At 65.8% G+C, this 26341-nt stretch carries 25 protein-coding genes; 10 read left to right on the top strand and 15 right to left on the bottom strand.

The genetic code is table 11. The features are described 5' to 3' along the window. Positions 1–7: 7 nt before the first annotated feature. The 3 genes from lpdA (at position 8) to HV701_RS19135 (ending at position 3856) form a co-directional block, all read left to right on the top strand. Positions 8–1777 carry a dihydrolipoyl dehydrogenase gene (gene lpdA / locus HV701_RS19125; RefSeq protein WP_175134595.1) on the top strand — a complete coding sequence of 590 codons (1770 nt, stop codon included), beginning with the start codon at positions 8–10 and terminating at the stop codon, positions 1775–1777. A 266-nt stretch (positions 1778–2043) separates the two neighbouring features. Then, complete coding sequence (locus HV701_RS19130; protein WP_175134596.1) at positions 2044–2817, top strand: SDR family oxidoreductase; 774 nt, start codon at positions 2044–2046, stop codon at positions 2815–2817. A 133-nt stretch (positions 2818–2950) separates the two neighbouring features. Next, positions 2951–3856 (top strand): LysR family transcriptional regulator, encoded by a 906-nt coding sequence (locus tag HV701_RS19135; protein WP_175134597.1) that lies wholly within the window; start codon positions 2951–2953, stop codon positions 3854–3856. 46 nt (positions 3857–3902) lie between these two features. Here HV701_RS19135 and HV701_RS19140 read toward each other — a convergent pair whose 3' ends face one another. From HV701_RS19140 to rfbG, 10 genes are all read right to left on the bottom strand, one after another. Then, positions 3903–4097, bottom strand: a complete 195-nt coding sequence (locus HV701_RS19140) for a putative motility protein (protein ID WP_006387491.1) — start codon at positions 4095–4097, stop codon at positions 3903–3905. A gap of 118 nt (positions 4098–4215) precedes the next feature. Further along, positions 4216–5115: a hypothetical protein gene (locus tag HV701_RS19145; RefSeq protein WP_175134598.1), complete on the bottom strand. Its 900-nt coding sequence runs from the start codon at positions 5113–5115 to the stop codon at positions 4216–4218. A gap of 128 nt (positions 5116–5243) precedes the next feature. Beyond that, a complete protein-coding gene (locus tag HV701_RS19150) occupies positions 5244–6020 on the bottom strand; it encodes a TylF/MycF/NovP-related O-methyltransferase (RefSeq protein ID WP_175134599.1) in 777 nt (258 codons plus the stop codon). Next, complete coding sequence (locus tag HV701_RS19155) at positions 6017–6817, bottom strand: phytanoyl-CoA dioxygenase family protein (protein WP_175134600.1); 801 nt, start codon at positions 6815–6817, stop codon at positions 6017–6019. Before HV701_RS19155 ends, HV701_RS19150 begins: the two co-directional genes overlap by 4 nt. A gap of 61 nt (positions 6818–6878) precedes the next feature. Then, positions 6879–7379: an acyltransferase gene (locus HV701_RS19160; RefSeq protein ID WP_175134601.1), complete on the bottom strand. Its 501-nt coding sequence runs from the start codon at positions 7377–7379 to the stop codon at positions 6879–6881. 19 nt (positions 7380–7398) lie between these two features. Continuing rightward, positions 7399–8154, bottom strand: coding sequence for a cephalosporin hydroxylase family protein (locus tag HV701_RS19165; protein WP_175134602.1), 756 nt, complete (start codon positions 8152–8154; stop codon positions 7399–7401). Then, positions 8155–8979, bottom strand: coding sequence for an NAD-dependent epimerase/dehydratase family protein (locus HV701_RS19170; RefSeq protein ID WP_175134603.1), 825 nt, complete (start codon positions 8977–8979; stop codon positions 8155–8157). Further along, the gene (locus HV701_RS19175; RefSeq protein WP_175134604.1) at positions 8976–10220 is read right to left on the bottom strand and encodes a class I SAM-dependent methyltransferase; all 1245 of its coding nucleotides are present in this window, start codon (positions 10218–10220) and stop codon (positions 8976–8978) included. The genes HV701_RS19170 and HV701_RS19175 overlap by 4 nt, the downstream gene beginning before the upstream one ends. Then, positions 10217–10774 carry a dTDP-4-dehydrorhamnose 3,5-epimerase gene (gene rfbC / locus HV701_RS19180; protein WP_175134605.1) on the bottom strand — a complete coding sequence of 186 codons (558 nt, stop codon included), beginning with the start codon at positions 10772–10774 and terminating at the stop codon, positions 10217–10219. Before rfbC ends, HV701_RS19175 begins: the two co-directional genes overlap by 4 nt. Then, positions 10771–11841, bottom strand: a complete 1071-nt coding sequence (gene rfbG, locus HV701_RS19185) for a CDP-glucose 4,6-dehydratase (RefSeq protein ID WP_175134606.1) — start codon at positions 11839–11841, stop codon at positions 10771–10773. Before rfbG ends, rfbC begins: the two co-directional genes overlap by 4 nt. A gap of 265 nt (positions 11842–12106) precedes the next feature. Here rfbG and HV701_RS19190 point away from each other — a divergent pair, with 265 nt between their 5' ends. Continuing rightward, positions 12107–12856 carry a class I SAM-dependent methyltransferase gene (locus HV701_RS19190; protein ID WP_175134607.1) on the top strand — a complete coding sequence of 250 codons (750 nt, stop codon included), beginning with the start codon at positions 12107–12109 and terminating at the stop codon, positions 12854–12856. Positions 12857–12867: 11 nt separating this feature from the next. On the opposite strand, the gene rfbF is transcribed toward HV701_RS19190, so the two are convergent. From rfbF to HV701_RS19215, 5 genes are all read right to left on the bottom strand, one after another. After that, entirely contained in the window at positions 12868–13638 is a 771-nt protein-coding gene (rfbF, locus tag HV701_RS19195) for a glucose-1-phosphate cytidylyltransferase (protein WP_175134608.1), read from the bottom strand. Continuing rightward, positions 13635–17033: an O-linked N-acetylglucosamine transferase family protein gene (locus HV701_RS19200; RefSeq protein WP_175134609.1), complete on the bottom strand. Its 3399-nt coding sequence runs from the start codon at positions 17031–17033 to the stop codon at positions 13635–13637. The genes rfbF and HV701_RS19200 overlap by 4 nt, the downstream gene beginning before the upstream one ends. 251 nt (positions 17034–17284) lie before the next feature. Continuing rightward, positions 17285–18964, bottom strand: coding sequence for a flagellin N-terminal helical domain-containing protein (locus HV701_RS19205; protein WP_175134610.1), 1680 nt, complete (start codon positions 18962–18964; stop codon positions 17285–17287). Between the two features lie 222 nt (positions 18965–19186). Next, the gene (locus HV701_RS19210; protein WP_175134611.1) at positions 19187–20791 is read right to left on the bottom strand and encodes a methyltransferase regulatory domain-containing protein; all 1605 of its coding nucleotides are present in this window, start codon (positions 20789–20791) and stop codon (positions 19187–19189) included. 186 nt (positions 20792–20977) lie between these two features. After that, positions 20978–21733: an RNA polymerase sigma factor FliA gene (locus tag HV701_RS19215; protein WP_175134612.1), complete on the bottom strand. Its 756-nt coding sequence runs from the start codon at positions 21731–21733 to the stop codon at positions 20978–20980. A 428-nt stretch (positions 21734–22161) separates the two neighbouring features. Here HV701_RS19215 and flhD point away from each other — a divergent pair, with 428 nt between their 5' ends. The 6 genes from flhD to HV701_RS19245 all read left to right on the top strand — a co-directional run. Further along, the gene (gene flhD, locus HV701_RS19220) at positions 22162–22485 is read left to right on the top strand and encodes a flagellar transcriptional regulator FlhD (protein ID WP_006219025.1); all 324 of its coding nucleotides are present in this window, start codon (positions 22162–22164) and stop codon (positions 22483–22485) included. Positions 22486–22517: 32 nt separating this feature from the next. Next, the gene (gene flhC, locus HV701_RS19225) at positions 22518–23099 is read left to right on the top strand and encodes a flagellar transcriptional regulator FlhC (RefSeq protein ID WP_175134613.1); all 582 of its coding nucleotides are present in this window, start codon (positions 22518–22520) and stop codon (positions 23097–23099) included. Between the two features lie 117 nt (positions 23100–23216). Further along, positions 23217–24086 (top strand): flagellar motor stator protein MotA, encoded by an 870-nt coding sequence (gene motA, locus HV701_RS19230; RefSeq protein WP_175134614.1) that lies wholly within the window; start codon positions 23217–23219, stop codon positions 24084–24086. Positions 24087–24097: 11 nt separating this feature from the next. Next, positions 24098–25087 carry a flagellar motor protein MotB gene (motB, locus tag HV701_RS19235; protein ID WP_175134615.1) on the top strand — a complete coding sequence of 330 codons (990 nt, stop codon included), beginning with the start codon at positions 24098–24100 and terminating at the stop codon, positions 25085–25087. A gap of 2 nt (positions 25088–25089) precedes the next feature. Beyond that, a complete protein-coding gene (locus HV701_RS19240) occupies positions 25090–25470 on the top strand; it encodes a response regulator (RefSeq protein ID WP_175134616.1) in 381 nt (126 codons plus the stop codon). A 29-nt stretch (positions 25471–25499) separates the two neighbouring features. After that, positions 25500–26341 (top strand): Hpt domain-containing protein (locus HV701_RS19245; protein ID WP_175134617.1); only part of this gene is annotated, 842 nt, incomplete at its 3' end.

A 26341-nucleotide genomic window follows, 5' to 3' on the forward strand; every position in this document is an offset into this window, starting at 1 on the left:
AAGAGACATGAGCAACGTCGTGCAAATCAAGGTTCCCGACATCGGCGACTTCAAGGAAGTGGAAGTCATTGAAGTGCTGGTGGCGGTGGGCGACACGATCAAGGCCGAACAGAGCCTGATTACCGTCGAGTCCGACAAGGCCTCGATGGAAATTCCCGCCTCCACCGGCGGGGTGGTCAAGTCGATCAGCGTGAAGGTCGGCGACAAGGTCGCCGAAGGCTCGGTGGTGCTGGAAGTCGAAGCGGCCGGCACCCCGGCCGCCAAGGAAGCGCCCAAGGCCGACGCGCCGCAGGCCGAAGCCCCCAAGGCCGATGCCAAGCCGGCCGCGGCCGCCACCGCCGCCGCGACCTTCAAGGGCTCGGCCGATGCCGAATACGACATGCTGGTGCTGGGCGCCGGCCCCGGCGGCTATTCGGCCGCCTTCCGCGCCGCCGACCTCGGCCTGTCCGTGGTGCTGGTCGAACGCTACGCCACGCTGGGCGGCGTCTGCCTGAACGTGGGCTGCATCCCGTCCAAGGCGCTGCTGCACAACGCCGCCATCATCGACGAGGCCCGCGAGCTGGCCGCCCACGGCATCAGCTTCGGCGAGCCCAAGATCGACCTGGACAAGCTGCGCGGCTACAAGGACAGCGTGGTCGCCAAGCTGACCGGCGGCCTGTCCGGCATGGCCCGCGCGCGCAAGGTCACCGTGGTGACGGGCGTGGGCGAATTCGCCGATGCCAACCACCTGGCAGTCAAGGGCGCCGACGGCAAGTCGCAGACCATCCGCTTCAAGCAGGCCATCATCGCCGCCGGCAGCCAGTCGGTGAAGCTGCCGTTCCTGCCGCAGGACGAGCGCATCGTCGATTCCACCGGCGCCTTGCTGCTGCGTGAAATTCCCAAGAAAATGCTGATCATCGGCGGCGGCATCATCGGCCTGGAAATGGGCACGGTGTACTCCACGCTGGGCGCGCGCCTGGACGTGGTGGAAATGCTGGACGGCCTGATGCAGGGCGCCGACCGCGACCTGGTCAAGGTCTGGCAGAAGAAGAACGCCGGCCGCTTCGACAACATCATGCTCAAGACCAAGACGGTCGGCGCCGAAGCCAAAAAGGACGGCATCTACGTCACCTTCGAGGGCGAGGGCGCGCCGAAGGAGCCGCAACGCTACGACCTGGTGCTGCAGGCCGTGGGCCGCAGCCCCAACGGCAAGAAGATCGGCGCCGACAAGGCGGGCGTGGCCGTGACCGACCGCGGTTTCATCGAGGTCGATCGCCAGATGCGCACCAACGTGCCGCACATCTTCGCCATCGGCGACATCGTCGGCCAGCCGATGCTGGCGCACAAGGCCGTGCATGAAGGCCACGTGGCGGCCGAAGCCGCGGCTGGCCAGAAGTCGTTCTTCGACGCCCGCGTGATTCCGTCGGTGGCCTACACCGATCCGGAAGTGGCGTGGGTCGGCCTGACCGAAGACGAAGCCAAGAAGCAGGGCATCAAGGTCGAGAAGGGCGTGTTCCCCTGGGCCGCCTCCGGCCGCGCCATCGCCAACGGCCGCGACGAAGGCTTCACCAAGCTGCTGTTCGACGCCGAGTCGCACCGCATCCTGGGCGGCGGCATCGTCGGCACCCATGCCGGCGACCTGATCAGCGAAGTGGCGCTGGCCGTGGAAATGGGCGCGGACGTCATCGACATCGCCAAGACCATCCACCCGCACCCGACCCTGGGTGAATCGGTGGGCATGGCGGCCGAGGTGGCCGAGGGCGTCTGCACCGACCTGCCGCCGATGAAGAAGAAGTAATCGCCCTGGATGACCGGATGCACGCATCCGGACGCAGGCATCGCAGCCCGAAGCGCCTCCCGGCCTTCGGGCTGTTTTCATTGCGGCCCGCTTTCGGCAGCTATCCGATCCCGCCGGTTCATCAAGGGCGTTTGCGCGGCCGGCGCCCGACAGCCGTGGGCATTGGGGCGTTTTTCTGGATAATCTATCCGGCTACACCCGGCTGATCCCGGCCACGCCGCTGCCTAGAATCGAATCTCCATCGACACACATGCGGGAGACTTTCCATGGCAGACCATTCCATCAAGGGCAAGGTTGTGCTCATCGCCGGCGGCGCCAAGAACCTGGGCGGACTGATCGCCCGCGACCTGGCGCAGCAGGGCGCCAAGGCCATCGCCATCCACTACAACAGCGCGGCGTCCAAGGCTGACGCCGACGCCACCGTGGCCGCGATCGAGGCCGCCGGCGCCAAGGCGGTGGCGCTGCAGGCCGACTTGACCACCGCTGGCGCAGTCGAGAAGCTGTTCGCCGACGCGGCGGCGGCGGTGGGGCGGCCCGACATCGCCATCAACACCGTCGGCAAGGTGCTCAAGAAGCCGCTGACCGAGATCAGCGAAGCCGAGTACGACGAGATGAGCGCGGTCAACGCCAAGACGGCGTTCTTCTTCCTGAAAGAGGCCGGCCGCCACGTCAATGACAACGGCAAGGTCTGCACCCTGGTGACCTCGCTGCTGGGCGCGTTCACGCCGTTCTACGCCGCCTATGCCGGCACCAAGGCGCCGGTCGAGCACTACACCCGCGCGGCCGCCAAGGAATTCGGCGCGCGCGGCATCTCGGTGACGGCGGTCGGGCCGGGCCCGATGGATACGCCGTTCTTCTATCCGGCCGAAGGCGCCGACGCCGTGGCGTACCACAAGACCGCCGCCGCGCTGTCGCCGTTCTCCAAGACCGGCCTGACCGACATCGAGGATGTGGTGCCGTTCATCCGCCACCTGGTCAGCGACGGCTGGTGGATCACTGGCCAGACTATCCTGATCAACGGCGGCTACACCACCAAGTAGGCGCCCCGGGGGGGGGCCGCGGTCGGCCGCCATGGCGCTCGCGCGCTGGCCCGCGCCAGGCGCAGGTACCGATCGAGCGGCTATGCTGTCACTGGCGGAAGGGTACCGCCGGTGATACCGGGAACCAGCAAGCATGGACAGATTCGAACAGTACCGCGTCTTCGCGCAAGTGGCCGAGATGGGCAGTTTCATCAAGGCCGCCAATGCGCTGGAATTGCCGCGCGCTTCCGTGTCCGCCGCGGTGCAGCAGCTCGAAACCCAACTGGGCGCGCGGCTGCTGCACCGGACCACGCGCCAGGTGCGCCTGACCGCCGATGGCGCGCAATTGCTCGAGCGGGTGCGCCCCTTGCTGGCCGATGTCGAGGACATCGACCAATTGTTCCAGCAGAGCCAGCGCCAGGTGGCGGGGCGCTTGAACGTGGATGTTCCCAGCCGCATCGCCCGGCGCCTGGTGGCTCCGGCATTGCCGGGCCTGCTGCGCCGCCATCCCCGCTTGCAACTGGCGCTGGGGTCGAGCGACCGCGCCATCGACCTGATCCAGGAAGGCGTCGACTGCGCGGTGCGCGTCGGCGCCTTGCACGACAGCAGTCTGGTGTCGCGCCCGCTGGGCAGTATTGCGCTGGTCAATTGCGCCAGTCCGGCCTATCTGCGTGAGCACGGCCTGCCTCATGCGCCGGACGAGTTGCCGAAAGGCCATTGGATGGTGGGATACGCCTCGCCGACCACGGGCCGCGAACTGCCCTGGGAGGTGGCTGCCGGCGACGGCCGCCGGTCTGTCGCGGTGCCCAGCCGGGTGGTGGTGAACAATGCCGAGAGCTACATCGCCTGTTGCCTGGCCGGCCTGGGCTTGATCCAGATTCCGCGTTTCGACGTGCAGGATCTGCTGGAAGCGGGTGAACTGGTGGAAGTCATGCCGGCGCAACGCGCCGCGCCCATGCCGGTGGCATTGTTGTATCCGCACCGGCGGCAGCGCTCGCGCCGGCTGGCGGTGTTCCTGGAATGGTTCGAGGAATTGATGCGCAGGCACCTGGAGGCCTGACGGCCTGCCGCATGGCGGAGCCTGGTGCCGCGCGTGTGGCGCCGCGCTACGCCTGGGTGTTGATGCGGGTGCCGATCTTGCCGTCGATGGCCACCACCGGCAGCGATTGCATCAAGGTGGCGACGGTGTCGGCCTGGGCGTTGATGGCCTTCTTGGTGACGCGGGCCTGGACTTCCTGCATCAATTGCGCATCGCGCATGGCCAGGCCGGTGTTCACGGTGTTGCTGACGGAAAGATCCATGGGGCGGGGTCCTTTGGCAAGACATGCCGGAGCGGTGTCCGGAACGAGAGGATTGTGAGGGATTATCGCGCAGTTTCCCGGGGCATGGCGAAATTCTCGGACACCTGCCGCCCCAGCTTCAAGGTTGTGACGGACATTCCTTGATCGCCCCCCAACCCTGGTTCGGGCCGCAGTATTGCCTGCGGGCGGCCCAGGCGCAGTTGGGGCGCTCGAAAAATCCCAGCGTCGCGCAGCGTGCCAGTTCGGCTTTCAGACTGTCGACCCAGGCGTGCGGGTTTTCAGCCGGGATTTCTGTGATGCGCAGCGTCGGCTCAGGCATGGCGGTCGCGGCCGCGTCGCCAGACGGCGCGGCGCTGACGGTGTCTGGATCGTTGGCCGGGTCGGCGTTTGCGGCGGCGTTCTTGTCGGCCGCCGCGGGCGGCGGGTTGGCGGCTGGCTCCGATTCGGCGGGGCCGGACACATCGGGCAATCCTGGCAAGGGCGCGGACCTCGCCGGCGCGTCGGCCGGGGCGGAGGGCGGATTGGCTGCCGGATCGGTGGCCTGCGCGGCGTCCGCATCGCCCTGCACCGGCGCGGGCGTGGGGCCGGGGTTTGCGCCGGGCGGCGGGGTCAGCGGCACGCGCACGGGGCCGGCGGCGGAGACGTCCGAATGGCCCGCATTCGGCGTGCTCCACGACACCACCAGCAGTACCAATGCGCCATAGATCGCCAGCGTGTAGAGCACGGTCAGCGTGGCGTAACCGACCCGCTTGCCGGTGATCGGCGTGGCGTCCTCGCGGTTCACCAGGCTGCGCCAGCCGACCAGCGCGGCGCCGGGCGCGCTGATCAGCCACCAGGCCAGGCGCTTGAGCGGGCCGGGGCGCGGCAAGGAGGCCTGGACCTGCGCGGCCAGCAACTCGCGCAGGGCACGGTTTTCGTCGCGCAGGCGCTGGGTCTGCGCATCCACCGGCGCCTGGTCGTCTGGATCCGGGGTGCCGTCATGCCGCGTAGCGAGTGGATCGGGAGGCGTGGTGGTCATGTTGCGAAAAATATAGATACAAAATTGTACGAACGCAATTATGACCGCCTGCCAGAGCGGGCAAAAAAGGAATAAGCCGGCAAAAATGCCGGCTTCCGCTCAATCATGCCGTGACTCGGGCGGCTTGGTTACTCCAGGATGGCATAGCTGATGTGCGGTTCGTAGGTGAAACGCTGGATTCTCAACCGATTCAGGCCCAGCTTCTCCATCACGGCCAGGGTTTCACCCGGCCAGGTCCGGTTGTTCAGTTCGTCGAAGACGATGACGCCGCCCTTGGGCATGCGCGGCAGGAAATGCTCCAGGCAGATCTTGGTGGGCGCGTACAGATCCAGGTCCAGGTGCAGCAGCGACACCACGGTCTGCGGTTCGCGCGCCAGGTATTCCGGCACGCTGTGGGCGACATCGCCCTTGACCAGCTCGACCTTCTGGATGTGGCCGATGAAGCGGTTGGCATCGAACAGCGCAATGGCGCGCTGCAGATCGGCGTAGCTGTCGGCCTGGTAGCCGTGCTCGCGGCGCTCGGTGGTCTGCACGACGGCATGGCGATCCTCGTCGGCAATGCCGGTGAACCCGGAAAAGGTGTCGAAGCCGACGATGCGGCGTTGCAGGTTGACCGGCTCGAGCGTGGCGCTCAACTGGGCGAAGGTCATCAGGCCGCCGCCCCAGTTGACGCCGCATTCCATGATGTCGCCCTGCACGTGCAAGGCCATTTTGAACAGTTCCGTCAGGCACAGGAAGCGCGCCAGGCTCTGGCGCGGCACGAAACTGGCGAAGTTCTCGAGCTTTTCGACGGTGCTGCCGCCGGCCGCATCGAAGAACGCGCCCAGTTCCGCACGGTAGCCCACTTCGCGGGTGGTGCTGCGGCCATCCTGGCGGAAGCGGGAGGGATCGGTGGTGTCGTTCATGTTGCGGTTCTCTCGGATTCCTGTTCGCGACGGCGTTGGGCATTGTGCCCGGGGTAGTCGACATAGAAGATGTTGCTGCGGTCGCCGGTGGGGTAGCGCTGGCGGCGGTATTCGGCGTCGGCCAGGTCCGTGATGCGCAGTTGCGTGGTCCAGCGGATCTGGTCGCCCAGATTGGGCGTGCTGCGGTGGAGCAGCAATTGCTTGAAGATGACCACGTCGCCGCGAGCGGCGGTGACGGTTTCGGGGGGTTCCGTCACGTCATAGTCCAGGCTCAGGTCGCGCTGCAGGAATGGCACGTAAGGCGCGATCACCTTGTCGCTGATGCGCTTGAAGGGATATAGGCCGCGCTTGTGGCTGCCGGGAATGACCTGGATCGTGCCGGACGCCAGGCTGACGTCCTGGAACGGTATCCAGAGCGTCACCGCGTTTTCGGAGCCCAGCAGGTAAAGCGTGTCCTGATGCCAGGCGAACAGGTGGCGGGCATCGGCCGGCTTGTCCAGGCGCATGTTGCAGCAGCCCATCAGGCCGGGGTGGGCCAGGCCCAGTTCGCGGCACAGCCGGTCCACGGCCGCGCTGCCCGACAGGCGCGACAGCGCGGGCAGGTATTTGAGGCGGTCATACAGCAGCGACTGCGTGGCCGCGTCCAGCGTATAGCGGCTGAAATCGTGCACATCGAATTGCGGCCCGACGATGCGCCGCCCCAGCTCGCCCAACTGGTCTTCCAGCTCGTCGAGTTCGCCGTGCTTCCAGAAGTTCTTCAGGACCAGATAGCCGTCGGCTTCGAATCTTTCGCGCATATAAGTCCGTTCGCTTTTCTGTTTCAGTTTGTACGGAGGGATTGCCTGGCGTCGGCGCGGCTCAGCCGCCGGTCTCTTCGCGCCAGCCCAGCACTTTCATGGGGTTGCCGCCCTGGATCGAGAAGGCGGCGATTTCGCCGCGCACGATGCTGCCAGCGGCGATGACGCAGCCTTCGCGCAGAATGGCGCCGTCCAGCAGCACGCAGTTGGCGCCGATCCAGACGTCGTCTTCGATGAGGATGCCGCCCTTGCTGGGGCGGAACCCCTGTTGCCGGATCGGCAGGTCGCGCCGGCGGAACTCGTGGTTGGCGGGCGCGAAGGTGCAATTGGCGGCGACCGCCACGCGCGCGCCCATGCGGATGCCGTTGCCGGTATAGAGCACGCAGCCGGAATTGATGACGCAATCAGGGCCGATGATGACGTCGCCCGCGCCGCCGGCAGGCTTGATCTTGACGAAGGCGTCCACCACGGCGCCCGGGCCGATCACGATCCGGGTGCCGCGGGTGGAATCCTCGATGTCGGCCAGCGACGAGACGCGGGCGCTCGGGGCGATCTCGATCATGGTGCGGCCCTTGGCGTGGTCAGGCCTTGCGGCGCAGGAAGCCGTCGGGCGCCGAGGTCACCAGCAAGCGGTCTTCGACCGAGCGGTCGATCTCGAATTCCGGATGGCTCTTGATCCATTCCCAGACTGCGGTCTTGGGGTTGTTGCCCTTGCCCCAGTGGCGGCCCGGCCACTCGTAGTCGGCCGGCATGTCTTCGACGAAGGTGTCGAACACCACGCAGTAGCTGCCCACGCTGACCAGGTCGGCATAGGCGTTCAGCTCGGCCAGCACGTGGTCGTGCGTGTGGTTCGAGTCCAGGCACACCATGATGTTCTTCTTACCCTGGGCGTGCGCGCGTACCTGGGCGATGGTGGCCGGGTCGATGCTGGAACCCTCGATCAGGTGGATGCGGCTGGCCAGCGGATGGGCCTCGATGGCGCGGCGGTTGTGTTCGCGGATCTCGATGTCCACGCCCACCACCTCGCCGGCGCCCAGCAGTTGCAGCATCGAGGCCGACAGCATCAGCGAACCGCCATGGGCGATGCCGGTCTCGATGATCAGGTCAGGCTTGACCGCCCAGATCAGTTCCTGCATGGCCATGGCGTCCATGGGCAGCTGGATCAGCGGCCGACCGGCCCACGAGAAGTTGTTCATGTACTTGCGTTCCAGCGCCATCTGGCGCCAGGCGATCGACAGCTCGCGGAATTCCTGGTCGGTCGCGAATGCGCCGATACGGGCGGCTTTTTCCTGGCGGTATTCGGGATGCGCGTCGGGCGTGGTTTCAAGGTAGGACATTCAGATTCCTTTGCGTTGGCGGAACTGCGCCAGAAAATGCGGGAAATAATCGGAGAATGCGCGTGGCGTGAGGCCAAAACGGGTCTGGAAGCGCTGCGTATCGATATCGGCAAAGGCCCATTGCTGAGCGTCGGCGGCTTCGGTGACGACGTAGCCAAGTTCCGAGCGCAGGCATTCGGCGATGGCGCGGTTCTCGACGCCATGGCCCTGGGCCAGGTTGAAGATGCCGGTGGCGTCAGATCGGGCCAGCGCCAGGATCTGGGCGACGGCGTCGTCGATATACAGGTAGTCCTTGCGGGAGGACAGCGTGGTTTTCAGGGCAATGCGGCCGCTGCTGGCGCCTTCCTCCAGCAGCTGATCGATGAAGCTGTCGGCGGAATCGCGCAGCCCCACGACGTTGGACAGGCGGGCCACCCGCGCCAGCGGATGTCCGCCATGCAGACACAGCGACTCGCCCATCAGCTTGGACAGGTTGTAGAGGTCGCCAGGCGCGTTCGGATTGACCGTCAGCGCCGCCTGCTCTCGGGTGTCGTGCGAGCCGGCGTAAACCCGGGTGCTGGACAGGTAGGTCAGGCTGTCGAAATTGCCGGCGGCGATCAGGCGCCGCAACAGGCAGACATGCGCCTCCACGGTATCGAGCGGCCGGCTGCGGAAGTCCGAGGTCAGGCCGATGGCGTAGATCACGTGGCCCAGCGGGCGGTCGAACAAGCCGGGCTCGTCGCGCGCCGGCCCGGCGCAGTCCGCGCCGTCGGCGCGCAGGCGCGCCAGCAGTTGGCGGCCGATGAAGCCCGTCGCCCCGAGGACCGTGACCGTTGGGGTGTTCATGCGTCCTGGCCGCCGTCGATCGCCAGGGCCGGCACCGCGGTGACCAGCTTGGCATGCCAGCCCTCGCGGGCATAGGCCAGTTGCTGCGACACTTCGGCCTTCAGGTTCCAGGGCAGCACCACGATGTACTCGGGCCGGTCCTGGCGCAGCACGTCTTCGGCGACGATGGGAATGTGGCTGCCCGGCAGGTGCTTGCCCTGTTTGGCCGGATTCAGGTCCACCACATAGGGCAGCAGGTCGGGCCGCACGCCAGCGAAGTTCAGCAGGGTATTGCCCTTGGCTGCCGCGCCGTACGCGGCCACGCGCTTGCCATTGCGGCGCAACTCCAGCAGCAGCGCCAGCAGGTCGTTCTTGATGCGCTCGGCCTGTTCCTGGAAACGGGAATAGAACGCCGCGCCGGTCATGCCGGCCTGCCGCTCTTCGTCGAGCGTGCGCGTCACCGCCGCCGTGGCCTCGTGATTGCCGGTATCGAGCCGCTGCGCATACACGCGCAGGCTGCCGCCGTGCGTGGGCAGGGGCTCGACATCGAAAACGCGCAGGCCATTGGCCTGGAAGATGCGCGAGACGGCGGTCAGCGACAGATAGGAATAGTGTTCGTGGTAGGCGGTGTCGAACTGGTTTTCGCGCACCATGCGCAGCAGGTGCGGAAATTCGAAAGTGGCCACGCCCTGCGGCTTGAGCAGCGCTGCGAAACCGGAGACGAAATCATTGATGTCCGGCACGTGCGCCAGCACATTGTTGGCGGCGATCAGGTCGGCGGCGCGGCCGGTGCTGGCCAGTTCGTCGCCCAGCGCCACGCCGAAGAAGCGTTGCACGATGTCGATGCCGCGCTCGCGCGCGGCCTGGGCCGTGCTGGCGGTGGGTTCCACGCCATAGCAGGGAATGCCGGCGGCCTTGACGTATTGCAGCAGATAGCCGTCATTGGCGGCGATCTCGCACACCATGCTCTGGGGGCCGAGCCCGAAGCGGGCAACCATGGCGTCGACGTAGCGGCGCGAATGCGCCAGCCATGACGAAGAGAACGAGCTGAAGTAGGCGTAATCGTCGGTGAACAGCGCTTCGCGGCCCGCGTGGTCTTCGGTCTGGACCAGCCAGCACGATTCGCAGACCAGCAGGCGCAGCGGAAACCAGGTCTCGGGCCCGCGCAGCGCGTCGGCGGTCAGATAGGCATTGGACGGCGGGGCATGGCCCAGGTCGAGGAACGGCAGGCGCAGGTCGGCCTGGCAGTGGCGGCACTTCACGGCGCGACTCCGGGGAAAGCGGCGTCCAGGCGCGGATGCTGCAGGTCGCGCTCGGATACCAGGGTAGGGGGCAAGGGCCAGGCAATGCCCAGGCGGGCATCCTGGAAATGCAGGCCTGCCTCGGCCTGCGGGGCGTAGGCGGCGGAATGGCAATACAGCATTTGCACGTCGTCGCACAGGGTCTGGAAGCCATGCGCGAAGCCCTGCGGGATCAGCAGGGCGCAGCCGTTGTCGGCGGACAGCCGCTCGGCGTGCCAACGCAGGAAAGTGGGCGAGCCGCGACGCAGATCCACCGCGACATCCCAGACTTCGCCGCGGATGCAACTGACCAGCTTCATCTCGGCATGGGGAGGCAATTGGTAGTGCATGCCGCGCACCGTGCCGCGTGTGGCGGTATGGGTGTGGTTGACCTGGGCGATGGCGCCTTCCCAACCCGCGGCGCGCAGGGCCTCGGCGTCGAACAGGCGCGCCAGGAATCCGCGCGCGTCACCGCGCGGGCGCCGTTGCACCCGTTTCAGCCCGGCCAGAGGGGTGTCGTGGATCTCAAGGCTCATTGCGGTTCCGAGTAGCGGTCGATATCGGCATGGCACAGCGTCCGCGCATCCTCGCCCGCATCGAAACGGCGGTACCAATCCATGCTGCGGGCGACCGCCATGGCCAATGGCCAGCGCGGCGTCGCGCCGAGCACCGCGCGCGTCTTGGCGGTGTCCAGCATCAGCAGGCCAGCCTCGTGCGGCCCTTCGGGCTGCGCGGCGTAGGCGACGCGGCCACGGCCATAGGCCGCCTGCGCCAGGTCGATCACCGTGCGCACCGGCGCCGCCTCGGCGGCATCCGGTCCGAAGTTGTAGGCATCCGCCAGGGCGGGGTCGTGCCATAGCGCCTGCGCCAGCGCCAGGTAGCCGGCCAGCGGTTCCAGCACGTGCTGCCATGGCCGCACCGATTGCGGCCGCCGCACCTGCAGTTCGCCTTCGTCGCGCCAGGCGCGTACGGCGTCAGGCAACAGGCGGTCGACCGACCAGTCGCCGCCGCCGATCACATTGCCGGCGCGGGCGCTGGCGACCGCCAGGCCTTGTTCTTTCAGGAACGCGTCGCGATACGAGGCAATGACCAGTTCACTGGCCGCCTTGCTGGCGCTGTAGGGGTCGTGCCCGCCGAGCGCGTCGTTTTCGCGGTACGGATAAGGCCATTCATTGTTGCGATAGACCTTGTCGGTCGTGACCATGACCGCCACCCGGGTGTCCGGCGCCGACCGCAGGGCATCGAGCAGGTGCGCGGTGCCCATGATGTTGGTGGCGAAGGTGGCGACCGGCTCGGCGTAGCTGGGGCGCACCAGGGCCTGCGCGGCCAGGTGCAGCACGATTTCAGGCCGCGCCGCCAGGACGAGCTGGCGCAATGCCGCTGCGTCACGGATATCGCAATGGCGGCCTTCGACCAGCTCGTCGATGCGGGCCGCCTGGTGGAGGGCCGGCGTCGTGTCCGCCGGCAACGCGATGCCCGTGACATGAGCGCCCAGCCGGTGCAGCCATAGCGCCAGCCAGCCGCCCTTGAAGCCCGTGTGGCCGGTCAACAGAACGCGCTTGTGGCGCCAGAAGGCGGGGGATGGCAGGAAGGACCCGGTCATGAGTTCCAAATGGGATCGGCGGCGTTCGGGGCGGGAGGCGTTTCGGGAGGGGGTAATGTCCGTGACACGGAGGATTCTAAAGACTTGCCTGCATCGCAATAGGGGGATCAGTCCGGAGATCGACCCCTAGTTTTCGGGCAAGGTCGGAGTGTCGCGGGACGTGGCGCTTTTTGAGATATCCGTGGGCGGAAACGCCGGCCCGCGGCCTCTCGCCTCGCGGATGATGGCGTGATCGCGTTTCATATCCGTCGGGAAGCCATCGAAAATGAGCAAGAATCATCTGAAAACGGTGTTTTTCGGACTGCAGAACCCCACAATGTTCTACGAAGGGCTCCAGACCGCCCTCGATGCAATCGAGGGCATCGCAGGCGCCTACGCGGGCGACAATCTCTTTACCTATCATCGCAATCTGGGCTTTCTGGACGACCCGGCCCTGATGAAGGCGTTCGGCGACCACGCGGGCACCGAGATCGAGCAGGCCGTGCTGTGGCGGATTTCGGTGGTCCTTTGGGGCGTGCGCCAGGGCCTGCGCCTGGAGGGCGATTTCGTCGAGTGTGCTTGTTACAAGGGCACGACGGCGCGGATCGTTTGCGATGCGGTCGAGTTTTCATCCCACCCGGACCGCCACTACTATCTGTATGACCTGTTCGATCACGATCCCTCCCAGCCGCATCACGCCATGCCGGAGCACGGCAAGGAGCTGTATCTCCAGGTCAGGCAGCGGTTCTCCGATCTGCCCAACGTCACCGTCACACAAGGCCAGGTGCCGCAGGTGCTGCAGGATGTCGCGCCCGCCAAGATCGCCTTCATGCATCTCGACCTGAACAACGCGGATGCGGAAATCGGCGCGCTGGAAACACTGTTCGATCGCATGGTGCCGGGGGCGGTGCTGATCCTGGATGACTATGGCTGGCTGGCGTATCGCGCCCAGAAAGAGGCAGAGGACCCGTGGTTTGTGCGACGCGGCTATCGGGTATTGGAATTACCCACCGGGCAGGGCCTGCTGATCAAATAGCGCGATCGGCTTCACCAGACCTTCCAGGGCGCCTGTCCCGCGTTCCACAGCGATTCGAGCAGGTTCTTTTCTCGCAGCGTGTCCATCGGCTGCCAGAAACCCAGGTGTTCGTAGGCGTGCAGGTGCCCTTCGCGGCTGAGGGTTTCGAGCGGTTCGGCTTCCCAGCTGGTGTCGTCTCCGGCGATCAGGGGCAGCACGCTGGGCGACAGCACGAAAAAGCCGCCGTTGATCAGTCCGCCGTCGCCGCGCGGTTTCTCGGTGAAACCGGTGACGCGGTCGCCTTCTCGGCGCAGCGCGCCATAACGGCCGGGCGGCTGCACCGCGGTGACCGTGGCCTTGCCGCCATGGCGGCGGTGGAACGCGATCAGCGCGCTGATGTCGATATCGGCCACCCCGTCGCCGTACGTGAAGCAGAACGCTTCCTCTTCCTTGACGTAATCGGCCACGCGCTTGAGACGGCCCCCGGTCATGGTGTTCTCGCCGGTATCCACCAGCGTCACGCGCCACGGCTCGGCCTTGCGCTGATGGACTTCCATGCGGTTGTCGGCCATGTCGAAGGTGACGTCGGACATGTGCAGGAAGTAGTTGGCGAAGTACTCCTTGATCATGTAGCCCTTGTACCCGCAGCAGATCACGAAGTCGTTCACGCCATGGGCGGAGTAGGTCTTCATGATGTGCCACAGGATGGGCCGGCCGCCGATTTCGATCATCGGCTTGGGCCGGGTATGCGTTTCTTCGGAAATACGGGTGCCCAGGCCACCGGCCAGGATGATTGCTTTCATGCTTGGTTCTCGCACCAATTCGTGAACATGCCGCGCAGGGCGGCTTCGAACTTGCGGGCGAACGCGGGTTCGTCCATCAAGGGGCTGGCGCGCATTTCATCGCGCAGCGTGTTGCGTACTGCCTGCAGGGCGGGGAGATCGCTGGCCAGTTCCACCACCTTGCGGATGTAGGCGTCTTCGTCATCGGCCACCCATTCGGGACGACCGATGCCGTGCAGAACGGAAGCGCCAATACGGCCGACGCTGGGACGATCGGCCAGCGTTACATAAGGCACGCCCATGTACAGCGTTTCGACCAGCGTCACGCCGGAATTGTGCGGGAAGCAGTCCAACCCGATGTCCATGCCGCGCAGCACGTCCCAGGGGGGGCTGGTGCAACCGACTTCGAGCCGCTGGCGTTCGATGCCGTGCGCCTCGAAGCGGCGGATCAGCTGTTCGCGCATGGGCCCGTCGCGGTAGCTGGTGCTGTTTACCACCAGATGCGCCTGCGGCAGGCGCCGGAGGATCTCGGACCACACCTTGACGGTGCGGTCGTTCATGCGGATGGCGCGGGTCAGCGTTCCCAGCGTCACGTAGCCGTTGGTCAGCGCCGGCAGCGGGCCGGGGTCGCCCATGGTGGTGCCCGGCCGGTAGATGAAATTGCTTTGTGCCAGGCGCCAGGGCTTTTCCGAGAACAGGTGCTCATAGCCCGCCGGCAGCATCACGTCGTCGGTCATGATGTAGTCGATGGCCGACAGCCCGGTGGTGTAGCCAAAGCCCAGCCACGTCAGCGATACCGGCGCGGGTTTGCGCGCGAACGCGCCCAGCCGGTTGCCCGCGGTGTGGCCGGCGACGTCGATCAGGATGTCGATGCCGTCGGCGCGGATGCGTTCGGCCAGCTGCGCATCGCTCATCGACGCCGTGGGGACCCAGTGGTCGAAGTAGGCCTTCAGCCTCGGCGTGGTGGCGTCTTCGGCGACCAGTTCCGCGTAGGCGGTCAGTTCGAAGCGCTCGCGATCATGGTGCGCGAACACCGGCTCGATGAAGTAATTGCCGGAGTGCTGGCGGAAGTCGGGCGACACGTAGCCGATCCTGAGCCTGCGCTGCGGATCACGGTTGTTGTTGTGCGGCTTCCAGGTCGAACGCAGCGGCAGGCAGAGGTCGGTGTCGTAATCGCGATAGGCCTGGAACACTTCTTCGGCCGTGCGGTCGTCCGAATAGTTCATGGCGAACAGCAGGTTGTTGCGCGCCACCGCAGCGGTCGGGTAGTGGGCCAGGGTCCTGCGGGTCATTGCCTCGGCCTGAGTCACCTCGCCCGAGTCGATGTAGATCTTGCTCAGGTTGATGAGCGCCTTGCGGTGGGTCGGATCGAGCGTCAGCGCCGTCAGGTTGCAGGCTTCGGCTTCCTTGTAGCGGCGCTCGGCGGCCAGCGCATCGGCCAGGGCGGAATGGGTTTCGGGGCTGCGCGGGTCCAGCTCGATCGCGCGGCGGGCCACGCCGATCGCCTCGGCGGTGCGTCCGAGCTGGGTCAGGACGGCGGCGAGCACGATGTGGCTCTGGGCATCGGCCGGCGCCAGATTCATCATGGTGAGCGTGGGCTGCAGCGCCTGGGGGCTGCGAAAGGTGCTGAACAGGGCGATGCTCAGCGCTTCCCAGGCGTCCCAGAAACGCGGCGCCAGCTTGGTCAGCTGCCGAGCGACCGGCTCGGCCTCGAGGTAGGCCTTGCGCATCATCAGTTCGTGCATGCGCTTGACCTGAGCCGTGAGGCCGGCAGGCGGGACGGACTGGTGTCCGCTGGCCTGCAGCACACGCGAATTCAGGCTCAGGCAGGCCAGCGCGCTGGCATACATGCCGGCCAGCGGCATGTAGTCCTCTCCGGCTGCCTCGAGCGTGCGGCGCAGCAGGTCGGCCCAGGCCTTGGCGCTACCCTGGGCCAGCGCATAGCGCTTGACCAGCGAGAGGGTTTCCGCCACGTCCGCGGGCAGGGGCGGCGGGGCATCGCCGGCCGCGGCGCTGGGCAGGCGGCCCGCCGCCAGGTTGGCCAGGATGGCCGCCTGCTGCGCAGGCGGCACGTAATTGACGGTTTCGTGCCACAGGTTGAAGCGCGGTAGCGCGGGTTCGTCGTCCGCCGCCGCGGTGCTCAGGAAGGGCAGCAGGCGCAAGCTGTCGTCGCCCTCGGTTTCGTAGGGGCCGGGGTCGAGGCAATAGTGCACCAGATCATGCTCGAGCAAGGTTTGCAGCGTGCGTTGCAGGATCTTGGCGGCCGCGTCATTGTCGATCTGGTTGCGATAGAGCAGGACGGCCAGCAGGGTGCTGTAGGGGAGCGAGCGGGGCCAGGCATGCGCCAGCGTATCCACCACGGTCACCGTGTCGGGGTCGTGCGTGACCAGGGCGCGGCCAAGGTGGTTCACATAGGTCGCTCCCTCTTCCTGGCCATTGGCGGCCAGCCGGATCGGCCCGGCGGCGAAGCGCAGGTCATGCAGCCGGGCCAGGTCCGGGCGCTGGACTTCACCCGCCCGTTCCTCCCGCAGCCAAAGGCATTGGCGGAACGCGCGACCCGTGGCGAAATCGAGATACTGCTGGCGCACGGTGGCGGGTTGTCCCATTGCCACCAGGCTATGGTTCAGGGAAACGCCTTGGCCGAACGAGAGCGGCAATTCACTCAGGGGCTGCACGTCGCCCAGGTAGGCCAGGCCGGCCTGGCCGGCCGCGCCGGCCAATTCCACGAAATAGCTGGGATTGCAGGCCAGCGGATCGGCGCCGCTGGCGTTGTCTAGGGCCCGGGCGAACTGATCCGCCGCGGCCGCCAGGGACGCGGCATGCGGATTGGCCGCCGCCATGCCGTCCTTGAACAGGGACAGCGCCGCCCGGGCGCTCTGGCGCAATTCGTCGCCGTTCTGGGCGGCGTGACCGTGCAGCAGGATGGCATCGCGCACCACTTCCAGCGATTTGGCGCCGGGATAGACATGGCAATCCAGATACAGGATGCCGCGCGGGCTCAGCAATTGCCCGCAAGCCTGCAGCAACGCCTGCTGGGCGGGCGCGGGCAAGTAGCTGTACAGGCCGGTGACGATGACGTAGTCGAACAGGCCCAGCTGGGTGCCGATGTCGGCCGCCTCGCCCACATACAGCGTGAGGTTGGCCGCGCCCAGCCGCCGGGCGGTCTCGGTGCCTTGTGCCACCAGGGCCTCGGACCCGTCGAGACCGACCGCCTGCGCCTGCGGGTGGGCGAGCGCGAAGGGCAGCAGCCCGGCGCCGTCGCCACAGCCGATGGCCAGCACCCGGGCGCTGTCCAGAGGGACTGTCTCGACCCCATACAGGTGGGCGGTGGCGCGCAGCCGTTCGGGGGAATGGCTGGGGGCGAGGGGGCCGGGATCAGCGGCGGTCTGTCGTTGGGTGTGGGCCGGATAAGACATGTGGCGTGCGAAGGAGGGGCGGGCCCCGGGGAATGATTGCGGTAATTCTAGGGAGGCGGGCACCGGCTCATTCAGCGAATCAGCATGCCAATTCGCCGCCAGTTTGGATGAAACCGCGCGAAGCCGGCGGGAATGAAAAAACCCGCCAGGAGGCGGGTTTTGGATGGCAGGCCACGGTGCGAAGGGCCGTGGCCGGCTGGCCAGGCGGGGAAACCAGGGCTTCCCCGCCCGTCCGGGCTGCGAGCCGCGAATTAACGCAGCAGCGACAGCACGGTTTGCGGCACTTGGTTGGCTTGCGCCAGAACCGAGGTGCCAGCCTGTTGCAGGATCTGGGCCTTCGACATGTTCGACACTTCCGTGGCGTAGTCGGCGTCCTGGATACGCGAACGGGCGTTGGACAGGTTGTTGACCACGTTGTTCAGGTTGGCGATGGTCGATTCCAGACGGTTCTGCACGGCACCCAGTTCACCGGTCAGCTTGTCCAGCTTGGTGAAGGCGGCGTCCAGCGTCTTCAGCGGATCGGTCGTCAGCGTACCCTTGCTGGTGGTGTCCGTGGTCAGCTTGCCCGAGGCGCTGACGTAGGCGGTGGCGCCCACTTGGGGAGCGTAGTCGCCCGTGCCCGTGCCGCTCTTGACCGTGGCCTTGCCCGTGTTGGGGTCAACCGTGTACACGGTGTCGAAGGTCTTGGTGGTCGTGAACGAGCCCTTGTCGTCGACGTACGTGTCGGTCGAGGTGCCGTTGACCAGCGTAACCGTGGCGCTGGTGATGCCCTGGCCCAGTTGGATCGACGAGTTGGCGGCGGCCTTGACGTTGGCCAGCAGCGCATCGGAGGCGATGGTGTTGGTGAACGTCAGTTGGTTGGCGGTGCCCGTGTTGGAGTACGTCTTGCCACCGATGGCGACCGACGACGAACCGGCGGCGCCGGTGTTGTTCGAAGCAGCCGTCATCACGGAGTCGAGCGTGGCAGCGGTGGCGCTGGCGCTGTTGGTGGTCAGGTTGCCGGCGGCATCCAGGTAGGCGGCTTGACCGCCGACGGTGACCTTGCCCGTGGCGTCGACTTCGAACGAGGTCGAAGCGGAGCCGTTGCTGTGGGTGTAGGTGGCGGTCGTGGTGCCGGTGGCCGGACGCAGCGAGTTGGCCAGGGCGGTCACGGCAGCGGCGTTCGACGCCGACTTGTCGGTGAACGTGAAGTTCTTGTTGCTGGCGTCGTAGGTGTAGACGGTGGCGCCGGCGCCGGTGCCCACGGTGACCTTGTTGCCGCCTTCGAGCTTGCCGAACACTTGGTCAGCGGTGGCGCTGGCGTGGTTCGTGGTCACGGTCCAGTCGTTGCCAACAGAGGTGCCGCCGGCAGCTTGCAGGTCGGACACGGTGGCCGTGCGGTTCTGGGTCACGCCCGAGCCGTTGACGTTGAAGCCGTCCAGACCCAGGGTCTTGACGCTGATTTCGGTCAGGTTCAGGGTGATGGTTTCGCCGTCGTTGGCGCCGACTTGCAGCGTCAGGGGCTTGGCGTTGGAGGACAGGACCTTCACGCCGTTGAAGTCGGTTTGTTGCGAGATGCGGTCGATGTCCGACAGACGTTGGTTGATTTCGTCTTGCATCGAGTTCAGCTGCTCTTGCGAGTAGCTGCCGTTACCGGCTTGCACCGACAGTTCGCGAACGCGCTGCAGGTGGGTGTTGATTTCGGAGGCGGCGCCTTCCGTCGTCTGGGCCAGCGAGATGCCGTCGTTGGCGTTACGGGCGGCTTGGGTCAGGCCCTTGACGTTCGCGGTGAAGCGGTTGGCAATGGCCATACCGGCGGCGTCATCCTTGGCGCTGTTGATGCGCAGGCCGGACGACAGACGCTCGATGGCGGTACCCAGGGCGGATTGCGACTTGTTCAGGTTGTTCTGAGCAACCAGCGACAAGTAGTTGGTGTTGATAACTGCAGCCATGTTTAGGCTCCCAAGAGAGAAAGGCTTCTTCAAACCGGGCAGCTGGGCCGCCCATCGTTGTAACGGGAAGAATTCGATTTCTTGCGTCTTCGAATTTCTCCGTTGCAAGGATTACGGCAGTCGCAATTCAATCTTTAGGGCTTTTTTTTGGCATTCGCAAAATGTTGTTTGACGCAGATTCAGACCAATCCGGGGCCGCGGCGCAACCGCCGCGGAGGTCGCTCAATGCAGTAACAGGCCCGCGTGGCGCAGGCCGGCGAGCAGGCTGGTGACGATATCCTGGGCTACCGGGTCGAGGTTGCGCGCACCTTTATAGGACTTGCCGTCAGGATGCGGGAAGCGCCCGGCCGTGAGGGCATCGCGGGCCAGCGTGCGCAGATCGCTGATGCTGCGCTGGCCATCGATCTGGCTCAGGAGGTAGCCGTGCAGCGGGGCGGTCGGTGGCGTGACGGGGTGATGCCAAGCGTTGTGCATGCCGACCTGGCACCCTATTTTTGTTACTTGTTGTAGCAACTGGACGGCGCCCGGCAGCAATTGCGGCCGCGACTGCGGCGTGTCATAAGGCGCGGGCTCGCGCCGGTAGTGAAGGGCGCCCGCCTGTAGCAGCGTGACCAGATTTCCGATCAGCGCGTCGGAGAGGGCGCCGGCCTCTTGGTCGCCCGCCACGTGGCGCACGCTGTCGCACAGCGCATCGAAGCTGTGCGATTGCGGCCAGGTCCGCGCCAACCCCTCCATCAGGGCGGCCATCGCCGGGTCCTGGGTGGTGATGCTGGTATTGGCCGCGGTGCGGAACTGGCGCTGGCCCGCGGGCGCGCCCGCCGGCGCCGGAAGAGGCGTCAGGTCGGCGGCAAAGTGCATGGTGGTGAAGGCATCGCCCTGCGGCTGCTCCAGGATCTCGCCGGCCCGTTCGGCATGCACCAGCAGGCTCTTGCGGAACTGGCGGCCCACCGCGAAGTCGAGGTATTGCTCGCGCATTTCCCGGTTGGCGTTGACCGACAAGCCGTTCAGGCCCAGCGCCACGGTGCCGCCGTAAGTCGAGGGAAACGTCTGCTGGGGTTCGGCGTCCGTGACATAGGCCAGCCCGGCTTGCTGCGCGGCGGCGGCAAATTCCAGGAAATAGCAGGGCGTGTTGATGGCTTCCAGGTACTCGTGCAGCAGGTAGTGGTCGGTCTGGCCGCGCAGTTTCTGCGCCGCTGGCTGCAGTGCCGTGCGTAGCGGATTGTTATGCCACAGGCCGCTCTCGATCAGCGTCAGCATGTCCTTGGCGCGGGCGATTTTCTCCTGCGGCGTCTGGGCGCCGAAGCTGTTGAGTATCATCGCGTCGCGGATCACATCCGCCGCCTTCCAGCCCGGGTAGGTGTTGTAGCTGACGTAGGCGATGCCTTGCGGCGCCAGGTTCTCGCGGCAGACGCGCAGGATGGCGTCGCGCACGTCCGGCGGCACCCAGCTGAACACGCCGTGGCAAATGATGTAGTCGAACGTGCCGAACGCGGCGGTGATATCCGTCAGACTCATGGCGCGCAGATCCAGATTGCGCGCGCCGACCGCTTCGGCAACCTGCCGGCCGGCGTTGATCTGCTCGGGCGACAGGTCGATACCCACGACCTGGGCTCCCGGGTGGGCCAGCGCGAACGGCAACAGATTGCCTCCCGCCGCGCAGCCCAGTTCCAATACCCGCGCCTGCTCCAGCGCGGGCGCCTCGAGCCGGTAAAGGTGCGCGACCGCGCGCAGATGGCCGGGCGAGGTGTAGGAAAACGGCAGGGAGATATACGGGGTTTCGTCGTAGGCGTCGGAAATGGCCTGCGTCAGGAGGTCGGGTGCGCTCATGGCGAAATTCCAGGGGTCGCGGTGCGTATCTGGCGACGGATCGCCCTGCGCACCTCATTGGGTCAGCTTGCTAGGCTAACAAGGATGGGCGGGGCGCAATGGCGCGAATAGCGTTGGATTTCCCTGGAATTCCCGCCCGACGGCATGGCGGGTCGGGCGCGGGCCGCAAGGCTGCGGCCCTGTGCTTCAGATGATCTGCGCGATCTGCCCGTCCTGGGGCAGGTGCTGCCAGGCCTGTTCGCGCAGCTTGGCGCGGATGCGGGCGGTGGCCTGTGAACGCAGCTGGCAGACACGGGCCTCGGTCACGTTCATGATCGCGCCGATTTCCTTGAGGTTCAGGCCCTGCTCGTAGCACAGCGACAGCAGCAGCTTTTCGCGGTCGGGCAGGGTGTCGATGGCGTGGATCAGGGCCTGACGGAAGTCACCGGCCAGCAGCGAGTCCAGCGGATTGCCGCCGGCGGCGCCGTGGTTCAGCGTGGCGGCCCAGTCGGACTGGCCCGAGGCGGTGTCCGGCTCGGTGGCGAAATCTTCGTAATGAACGATCTGCACGCCTTGGGCGTCATGCAGAAGCGTCTGATATTCGCTCAGCGGCATTTCCATCTGCTGCGCGATCTCGGCTTCGCTGGGGGCGCGCATCAGGCGCTGCTCCAACTGCTGGATGGCCTGTTCGATCTTGCGGGCCTTGGCGCGCACGCTGCGCGGCAGCCAGTCCTGGCCGCGCAGCTCGTCGAGCATGGCGCCGCGGATGCGGGTGGTGGCGTAGGTCTCGAACTGCGCGTCGGCGGTTTCCTGGTAACGCCGCACGGCGTCCAGCAGTCCGATCATGCCGGCCTGGATCAGGTCGTCGAGCTCGACGCTGGCCGGCAGCCGGGCGAGCAATTGCAGGGCCAGCTTCCGCACTAGCGGGGCATATTCGACCAAGCTGTCATCTGCGTGGGGCATTGCGGAAATGTCGGGCGGTGTCCATCGTGACGCATTGTCGGTTGTTGTCAATTTACGACATTGTCGACAAACGCGCGGCTACGCTAAGGCTAGCAAGATTTTGTGATCGGCAAGGCGCCATTGTCGGCAAAAGACGGCATTTCATTCGCTAAAGCACGCAATGTTTTGAATGCTTATTTGCCAAATTGACGTACATTTGTCAGGAATTTATATGTCAAGGTGTGTCTATAGCATCACGTTGCGCAATATCAACAAAGATTTGTCATATAAGTCATAGAAAATGACATGACCTGTGGTAAATTTTACTTAAATTGCGAACAAATGATACATTTCGCATTAAAACAGGATGCAGCGGGCGGGCGCAACAATGTTGCGCATGTCATTGGTTATCAAGCCCCTTCGGTGGGATAGGGAATAGGGAGTCGGGCGTGCAACAAGTCGAAAATTCTTTGCTGGCAGATATCCGCGAAGTGAATCTGTCTTATCTACTTCTCGCCCAGCGCATGCTGCGCGATGACTATGCCGCATCGATGTTCCGCCTGGGATTCAGCAACGAAGTTGCCGACATCCTGATGCGGCTTTCCCCGGCCCAGCTGGTCAAGCTGGCCAGTTCCAGCTCGCTCCTGTGCCGTTTCCGTTTCGATGACTACAGCCTGCTGTCGGCGCTGACGCACGACGTGCTCGGTGGTGCGCTGCAGCAAGCGCATGCGACGATCCTGCTGGCCAAGCAACCTGTCGAAGAACTGGCCTGACGGCCGGTCGACGCCCACTTCGGACACGTGTAATGGCCACCAAGAGTGTTTCGCAGGAAGCGGATGACATCCTGCTCGCCAGCTCCATGATTACCCTGGGGGCGCGGTTGCAGGTGCTGGAGGCTGAAACCAGCCTCAGCCACGACCGCCTGGCACGTCTGTACCGCGAGATCCGCGGCTGCTCGCCACCGAAGGGCATGCTGCCTTTTTCGGTCGACTGGTTCATGACCTGGTTGCCGAACATCCACTCCTCGCTTTTCTACAACGTGTATTCGTTCCTGAATGCGCGTACCAGCAGCAAGGGCATCCGCGCCATCATCGACGCCTACCGGCTCTATCTCGAGAACGCCGGCGTCGACAACGCCGAGTCCGCCGAACCCGTCCTGAGCTTCACCCGCGCCTGGATGCTGGTGCGGTTCTTCGACAGCGGCATGCTGCAGCTCTCCGCCTGCCGCCAGTGCGGCGGGCATTTCATTGCCCATGCGCATGACCCGCAGTCGGATTTCGTGTGCGCGATCTGCCGTCCGCCCCCCCGCGCCGGCAAGACCCGCGCCGCCGCCAAGGCGCGGGCGGGCACCCGTTCCGCGCCAGCCGTAGACGCCGCCCGTTCCTGAGCGGTGCGTCCAAATACATCAAAAGCCCTGGAAAACTCCCCGTAACCCGCCTTTTTGGGACGGGGGGAACAGGGGATCATTGACGCCGGTTTTAGACTTCGTTGGCAGGGGCCTGATGTGTTGATTGTTATCGGTTTTCTCGTGGTGATCGTGTCGGTCGTCGGCAGCTTCGTAGCGCTCGGCGGTCATCTCGGCGCGCTTTACCAGCCGTTCGAGCTGACGCTGATCTTCGGCGCGGCCTTCGGCGCGTTCCTGGCCGGCAACAGCAAGAAGTCGCTGATGCTGGTCAAGAAGGCACTGCCTGACACGCTGAAAAGCTCGCGCTACGGCAAGGACGTCTACATGGAGCTCATGGCGCTCCTGTACGTGCTGCTGAACAAGGCGCGCCGCGAGGGCCTGATGGCCATCGAATCGCACATCGAGGATCCGGCCTCCAGCCCGATCTTCAGCGAGTACCCGCGCATCGCCAAAGACGACAAGCTCATGGAGTTCATCACGGACTACCTGCGCATCATGATCAGCGGCAACATGAGCTCGTTCGAGATCGAAACGCTGATGGACGAGGAAATCGAAACCTACCGCCACGAGCGCGAAGTGCCCGCCAGCATGATCCGGCAGATGGCCGACGGCCTGCCGGCGTTCGGTATCGTGGCCGCGGTGCTGGGCGTGATCAAGGCGCTGGCCGCCGTCGACCAGCCTCCCGCCATCCTCGGCGACCTGATCTCCAAGGCCATGGTCGGCACCTTCCTGGGCATTTTGCTGGCCTACGGCTTCGTCGGTCCGCTGGCCTCGCGCATCGAGCGGCGCACGGACGAGGCGATGAAGGTGCTGGAATGTATCAAGACCACGCTGCTGGCCAGCATGAACGGCTACCCGCCGCAATTGGCGGTGGAATTCGGTCGCAAGGTGCTGTATTCGTCGGTGCGTCCGACCTTCGGTGAGCTGGAAGAGCACGTCCGGCAGACCAAGTCCACCGCCAAGGCCTGACGGAGCGGGCCATGAGCACCGTAAACAACCACCGCGTGGTGATCCGCCGCAAGAAGGTCCATGGCGGCGGACACCACGGCGGCAGCTGGAAAATCGCCTACGCCGACTTCATCACGGCCATGATGGCGTTCTTCCTGGTGATGTGGCTGATCAGCATCGTGCCACGCGAGGAACTGAAAGGTATCGCCGAGTACTTCCGCATGCCCCTGCGCGTGGCCCTGACCGGCGGCCCCAGCAGCTCGGCCGAGACCAGCGCGGTTCCCGGCGGCGGCCGCGATCCCCTGCGCAGCGACGGCGACGAGCGTCGCGGCCAGGGCAACCGGGTCGAGGCCCAGCCGATGGGCGACGCCGAGCGCCGCGACCAGCATCGCCTCGAAAACCTCAAGCGGCGGCTGGAAAACGTCATCGAGAACAGTCCGGTGCTCAAGAGCTTCCGGCCCCAGCTGTTGCTCGACATGACCACCGAAGGCCTGCGCATCCAGATCATCGACAACCAGAACCGCCCCATGTTCGCCACCGGGCGCGCCGAAGTGCAGCCCTATATGCGCGACATCCTGCGGGAATTGGGGCCGGTTCTGAACGAACTGCCTAACAAGGTCAGCATCTCCGGGCATACCGATGCGTCGCAGTATGCCCGCGGCGAACGCGCCTACAGCAATTGGGAACTCTCGGCCGACCGGGCCAACGCATCGCGCCAGGAATTGGTGGCCGGTGGCATGAACGAAAGCAAGGTCATGCGCATCCAGGGCCTGTCCTCGAGCATGAGTCTGGTTAAAGATGATCCGTATGCGGCCGTTAATAGGCGTATCAGCCTAGTGGTGCTCAACCAGAGCACCCAGCGGCGCATCGAAAGCGAGAACGCCGCGGCAGCGGACGTCAGCGCCAAGGATGCCCGCGAGGTTGGGACGGCCGTGGAGGCGGCGAATGCCGCAGCCAAGGCCACGACGGCAACTAAGCATGGCGACGCGGCGGCAACGCCGCCCGCTGAAGGGGCTCGATAGCAATGGCGGCAACGATTCTGGTGGCGGACGATTCGGCGACGATGAGAATGATCGTCCAGGCGACGCTGACGGGCGCGGGATGGAAGGTTTTGACGGCCGGCAACGGCCAGGAAGCGCTGGAGGTGGCCAGGAGCCATCCGGTGGACCTGGTGGTGAGCGACTGGAACATGCCCGTGATGGGCGGGCTGCAACTGATCCAGGGCTTGCGCGAACAGGAACAGTACCTGGATGTGCCGGTACTGGTGCTGACCACCGAGGATGACGTGGACAGCAAAATGGCCGCCCGGGACCTCGGTGTATGCGGCTGGCTCTCGAAGCCGGTCGATCCCGATGTGCTGGTGGAATTGGCGTCCGAGCTGCTCGATGAGCAGTCCGGCGCGTAGGCAAGTTCATTTATGAAGGCGTACGGGTCATGAGTTCTGGATTGGACCTCAGTCAGTTTTACGAGACCTTTTTCGACGAGGCGGACGAGCTGCTCGCGCAAATGGAGCAGTTGTTGCTCGAGCTCGACGTGGGCGCGCCGGACATCGAGCAGCTCAACGCCATCTTCCGCGCAGCCCACTCGATCAAGGGCGGCGCCGCGACGTTTGGCTGTTTCAACCAGCTGGCGGGCACCACCCACTTGCTCGAAAACCTTCTGGACGCGATCCGTCGCGGCGAAATGGCGCTGCGCACGGACATGATTGATATTTTCTTGGAAACGAAAGACGTGCTCAAAAGCCAACTGGATGCCTACCGGGCCTCCGAAGAGCCCGATGAAGCCGTGTTTGAGCGTATCTGCGCGGTATTGAGGCAGCTCGCCCTGGAGCACAAGGATCCCGCGGCGGCTGCCTCGGCGCCTGCTCCCGCTCCCGCTCCGGTGGTTCAGGCCGCGCCCGCTCCCGCGCCCGTGGTCGAGGCGGCCCCCGCGCCTGCGGTCGAGGCGGCTCCGGCGGCCGAGCCCGCCGACGCGGCCGGTCTGCCGCTGCGCGTGCGCATCACCAAGGTGTCGGACAAGGACGCCGAGGCGCTGCTCGAAGAAATGGGCAACCTCGGCCAGGTCAAGGCCAGCCAGCGCGCCAACGGCGTGCTGACCGTCTGGGTCGACAGCACCTGCACACCGGACGACATCGAGGCCGTCTGCTGCTTCATTGTCGATGCCGACCAACTGAATATTGCCCGCGAAGCGCCGCCGGCGACTGCCGCCGAGCCAACCGTGGCGGCGCCCGTTGTGGCCGCCGAGCCGGCCGCCGCAGCGCCCGAGGCCGCGCCGCC

The sequence above is a fragment of the Achromobacter pulmonis genome (assembly GCF_902859765.1).
In the GTDB taxonomy this organism is placed as follows: domain Bacteria; phylum Pseudomonadota; class Gammaproteobacteria; order Burkholderiales; family Burkholderiaceae_B; genus Achromobacter; species Achromobacter pulmonis.

What these genes read in the sequence shown, in the direction of transcription:
- HV701_RS19145 (WP_175134598.1), bottom strand. Translation starts at nt 5,115, where the DNA reads ATGACCACCACGCCTCCCGATCCACTCGCTACGCGGCATGACGGCACC.
- rfbF (WP_175134608.1), bottom strand. Translation starts at nt 13,638, where the DNA reads ATGAAAGCAATCATCCTGGCCGGTGGCCTGGGCACCCGTATTTCCGAA.
- HV701_RS19165 (WP_175134602.1), bottom strand. Translation starts at nt 8,154, where the DNA reads ATGTCCTACCTTGAAACCACGCCCGACGCGCATCCCGAATACCGCCAG.
- HV701_RS19135 (WP_175134597.1), top strand. Translation starts at nt 2,951, where the DNA reads ATGGACAGATTCGAACAGTACCGCGTCTTCGCGCAAGTGGCCGAGATG.
- rfbC (WP_175134605.1), bottom strand. Translation starts at nt 10,774, where the DNA reads ATGAGCCTTGAGATCCACGACACCCCTCTGGCCGGGCTGAAACGGGTG.
- HV701_RS19160 (WP_175134601.1), bottom strand. Translation starts at nt 7,379, where the DNA reads ATGATCGAGATCGCCCCGAGCGCCCGCGTCTCGTCGCTGGCCGACATC.
- lpdA (WP_175134595.1), top strand. Translation starts at nt 8, where the DNA reads ATGAGCAACGTCGTGCAAATCAAGGTTCCCGACATCGGCGACTTCAAG.
- HV701_RS19170 (WP_175134603.1), bottom strand. Translation starts at nt 8,979, where the DNA reads ATGAACACCCCAACGGTCACGGTCCTCGGGGCGACGGGCTTCATCGGC.
- HV701_RS19130 (WP_175134596.1), top strand. Translation starts at nt 2,044, where the DNA reads ATGGCAGACCATTCCATCAAGGGCAAGGTTGTGCTCATCGCCGGCGGC.
- HV701_RS19190 (WP_175134607.1), top strand. Translation starts at nt 12,107, where the DNA reads ATGAGCAAGAATCATCTGAAAACGGTGTTTTTCGGACTGCAGAACCCC.
- flhC (WP_175134613.1), top strand. Translation starts at nt 22,518, where the DNA reads ATGGCCACCAAGAGTGTTTCGCAGGAAGCGGATGACATCCTGCTCGCC.
- HV701_RS19240 (WP_175134616.1), top strand. Translation starts at nt 25,090, where the DNA reads ATGGCGGCAACGATTCTGGTGGCGGACGATTCGGCGACGATGAGAATG.
- motB (WP_175134615.1), top strand. Translation starts at nt 24,098, where the DNA reads ATGAGCACCGTAAACAACCACCGCGTGGTGATCCGCCGCAAGAAGGTC.
- HV701_RS19140 (WP_006387491.1), bottom strand. Translation starts at nt 4,097, where the DNA reads ATGGATCTTTCCGTCAGCAACACCGTGAACACCGGCCTGGCCATGCGC.
- HV701_RS19210 (WP_175134611.1), bottom strand. Translation starts at nt 20,791, where the DNA reads ATGAGCGCACCCGACCTCCTGACGCAGGCCATTTCCGACGCCTACGAC.
- HV701_RS19150 (WP_175134599.1), bottom strand. Translation starts at nt 6,020, where the DNA reads ATGAACGACACCACCGATCCCTCCCGCTTCCGCCAGGATGGCCGCAGC.
- HV701_RS19155 (WP_175134600.1), bottom strand. Translation starts at nt 6,817, where the DNA reads ATGCGCGAAAGATTCGAAGCCGACGGCTATCTGGTCCTGAAGAACTTC.
- rfbG (WP_175134606.1), bottom strand. Translation starts at nt 11,841, where the DNA reads ATGACCGGGTCCTTCCTGCCATCCCCCGCCTTCTGGCGCCACAAGCGC.
- HV701_RS19200 (WP_175134609.1), bottom strand. Translation starts at nt 17,033, where the DNA reads ATGTCTTATCCGGCCCACACCCAACGACAGACCGCCGCTGATCCCGGC.
- HV701_RS19215 (WP_175134612.1), bottom strand. Translation starts at nt 21,733, where the DNA reads ATGCCCCACGCAGATGACAGCTTGGTCGAATATGCCCCGCTAGTGCGG.
- HV701_RS19205 (WP_175134610.1), bottom strand. Translation starts at nt 18,964, where the DNA reads ATGGCTGCAGTTATCAACACCAACTACTTGTCGCTGGTTGCTCAGAAC.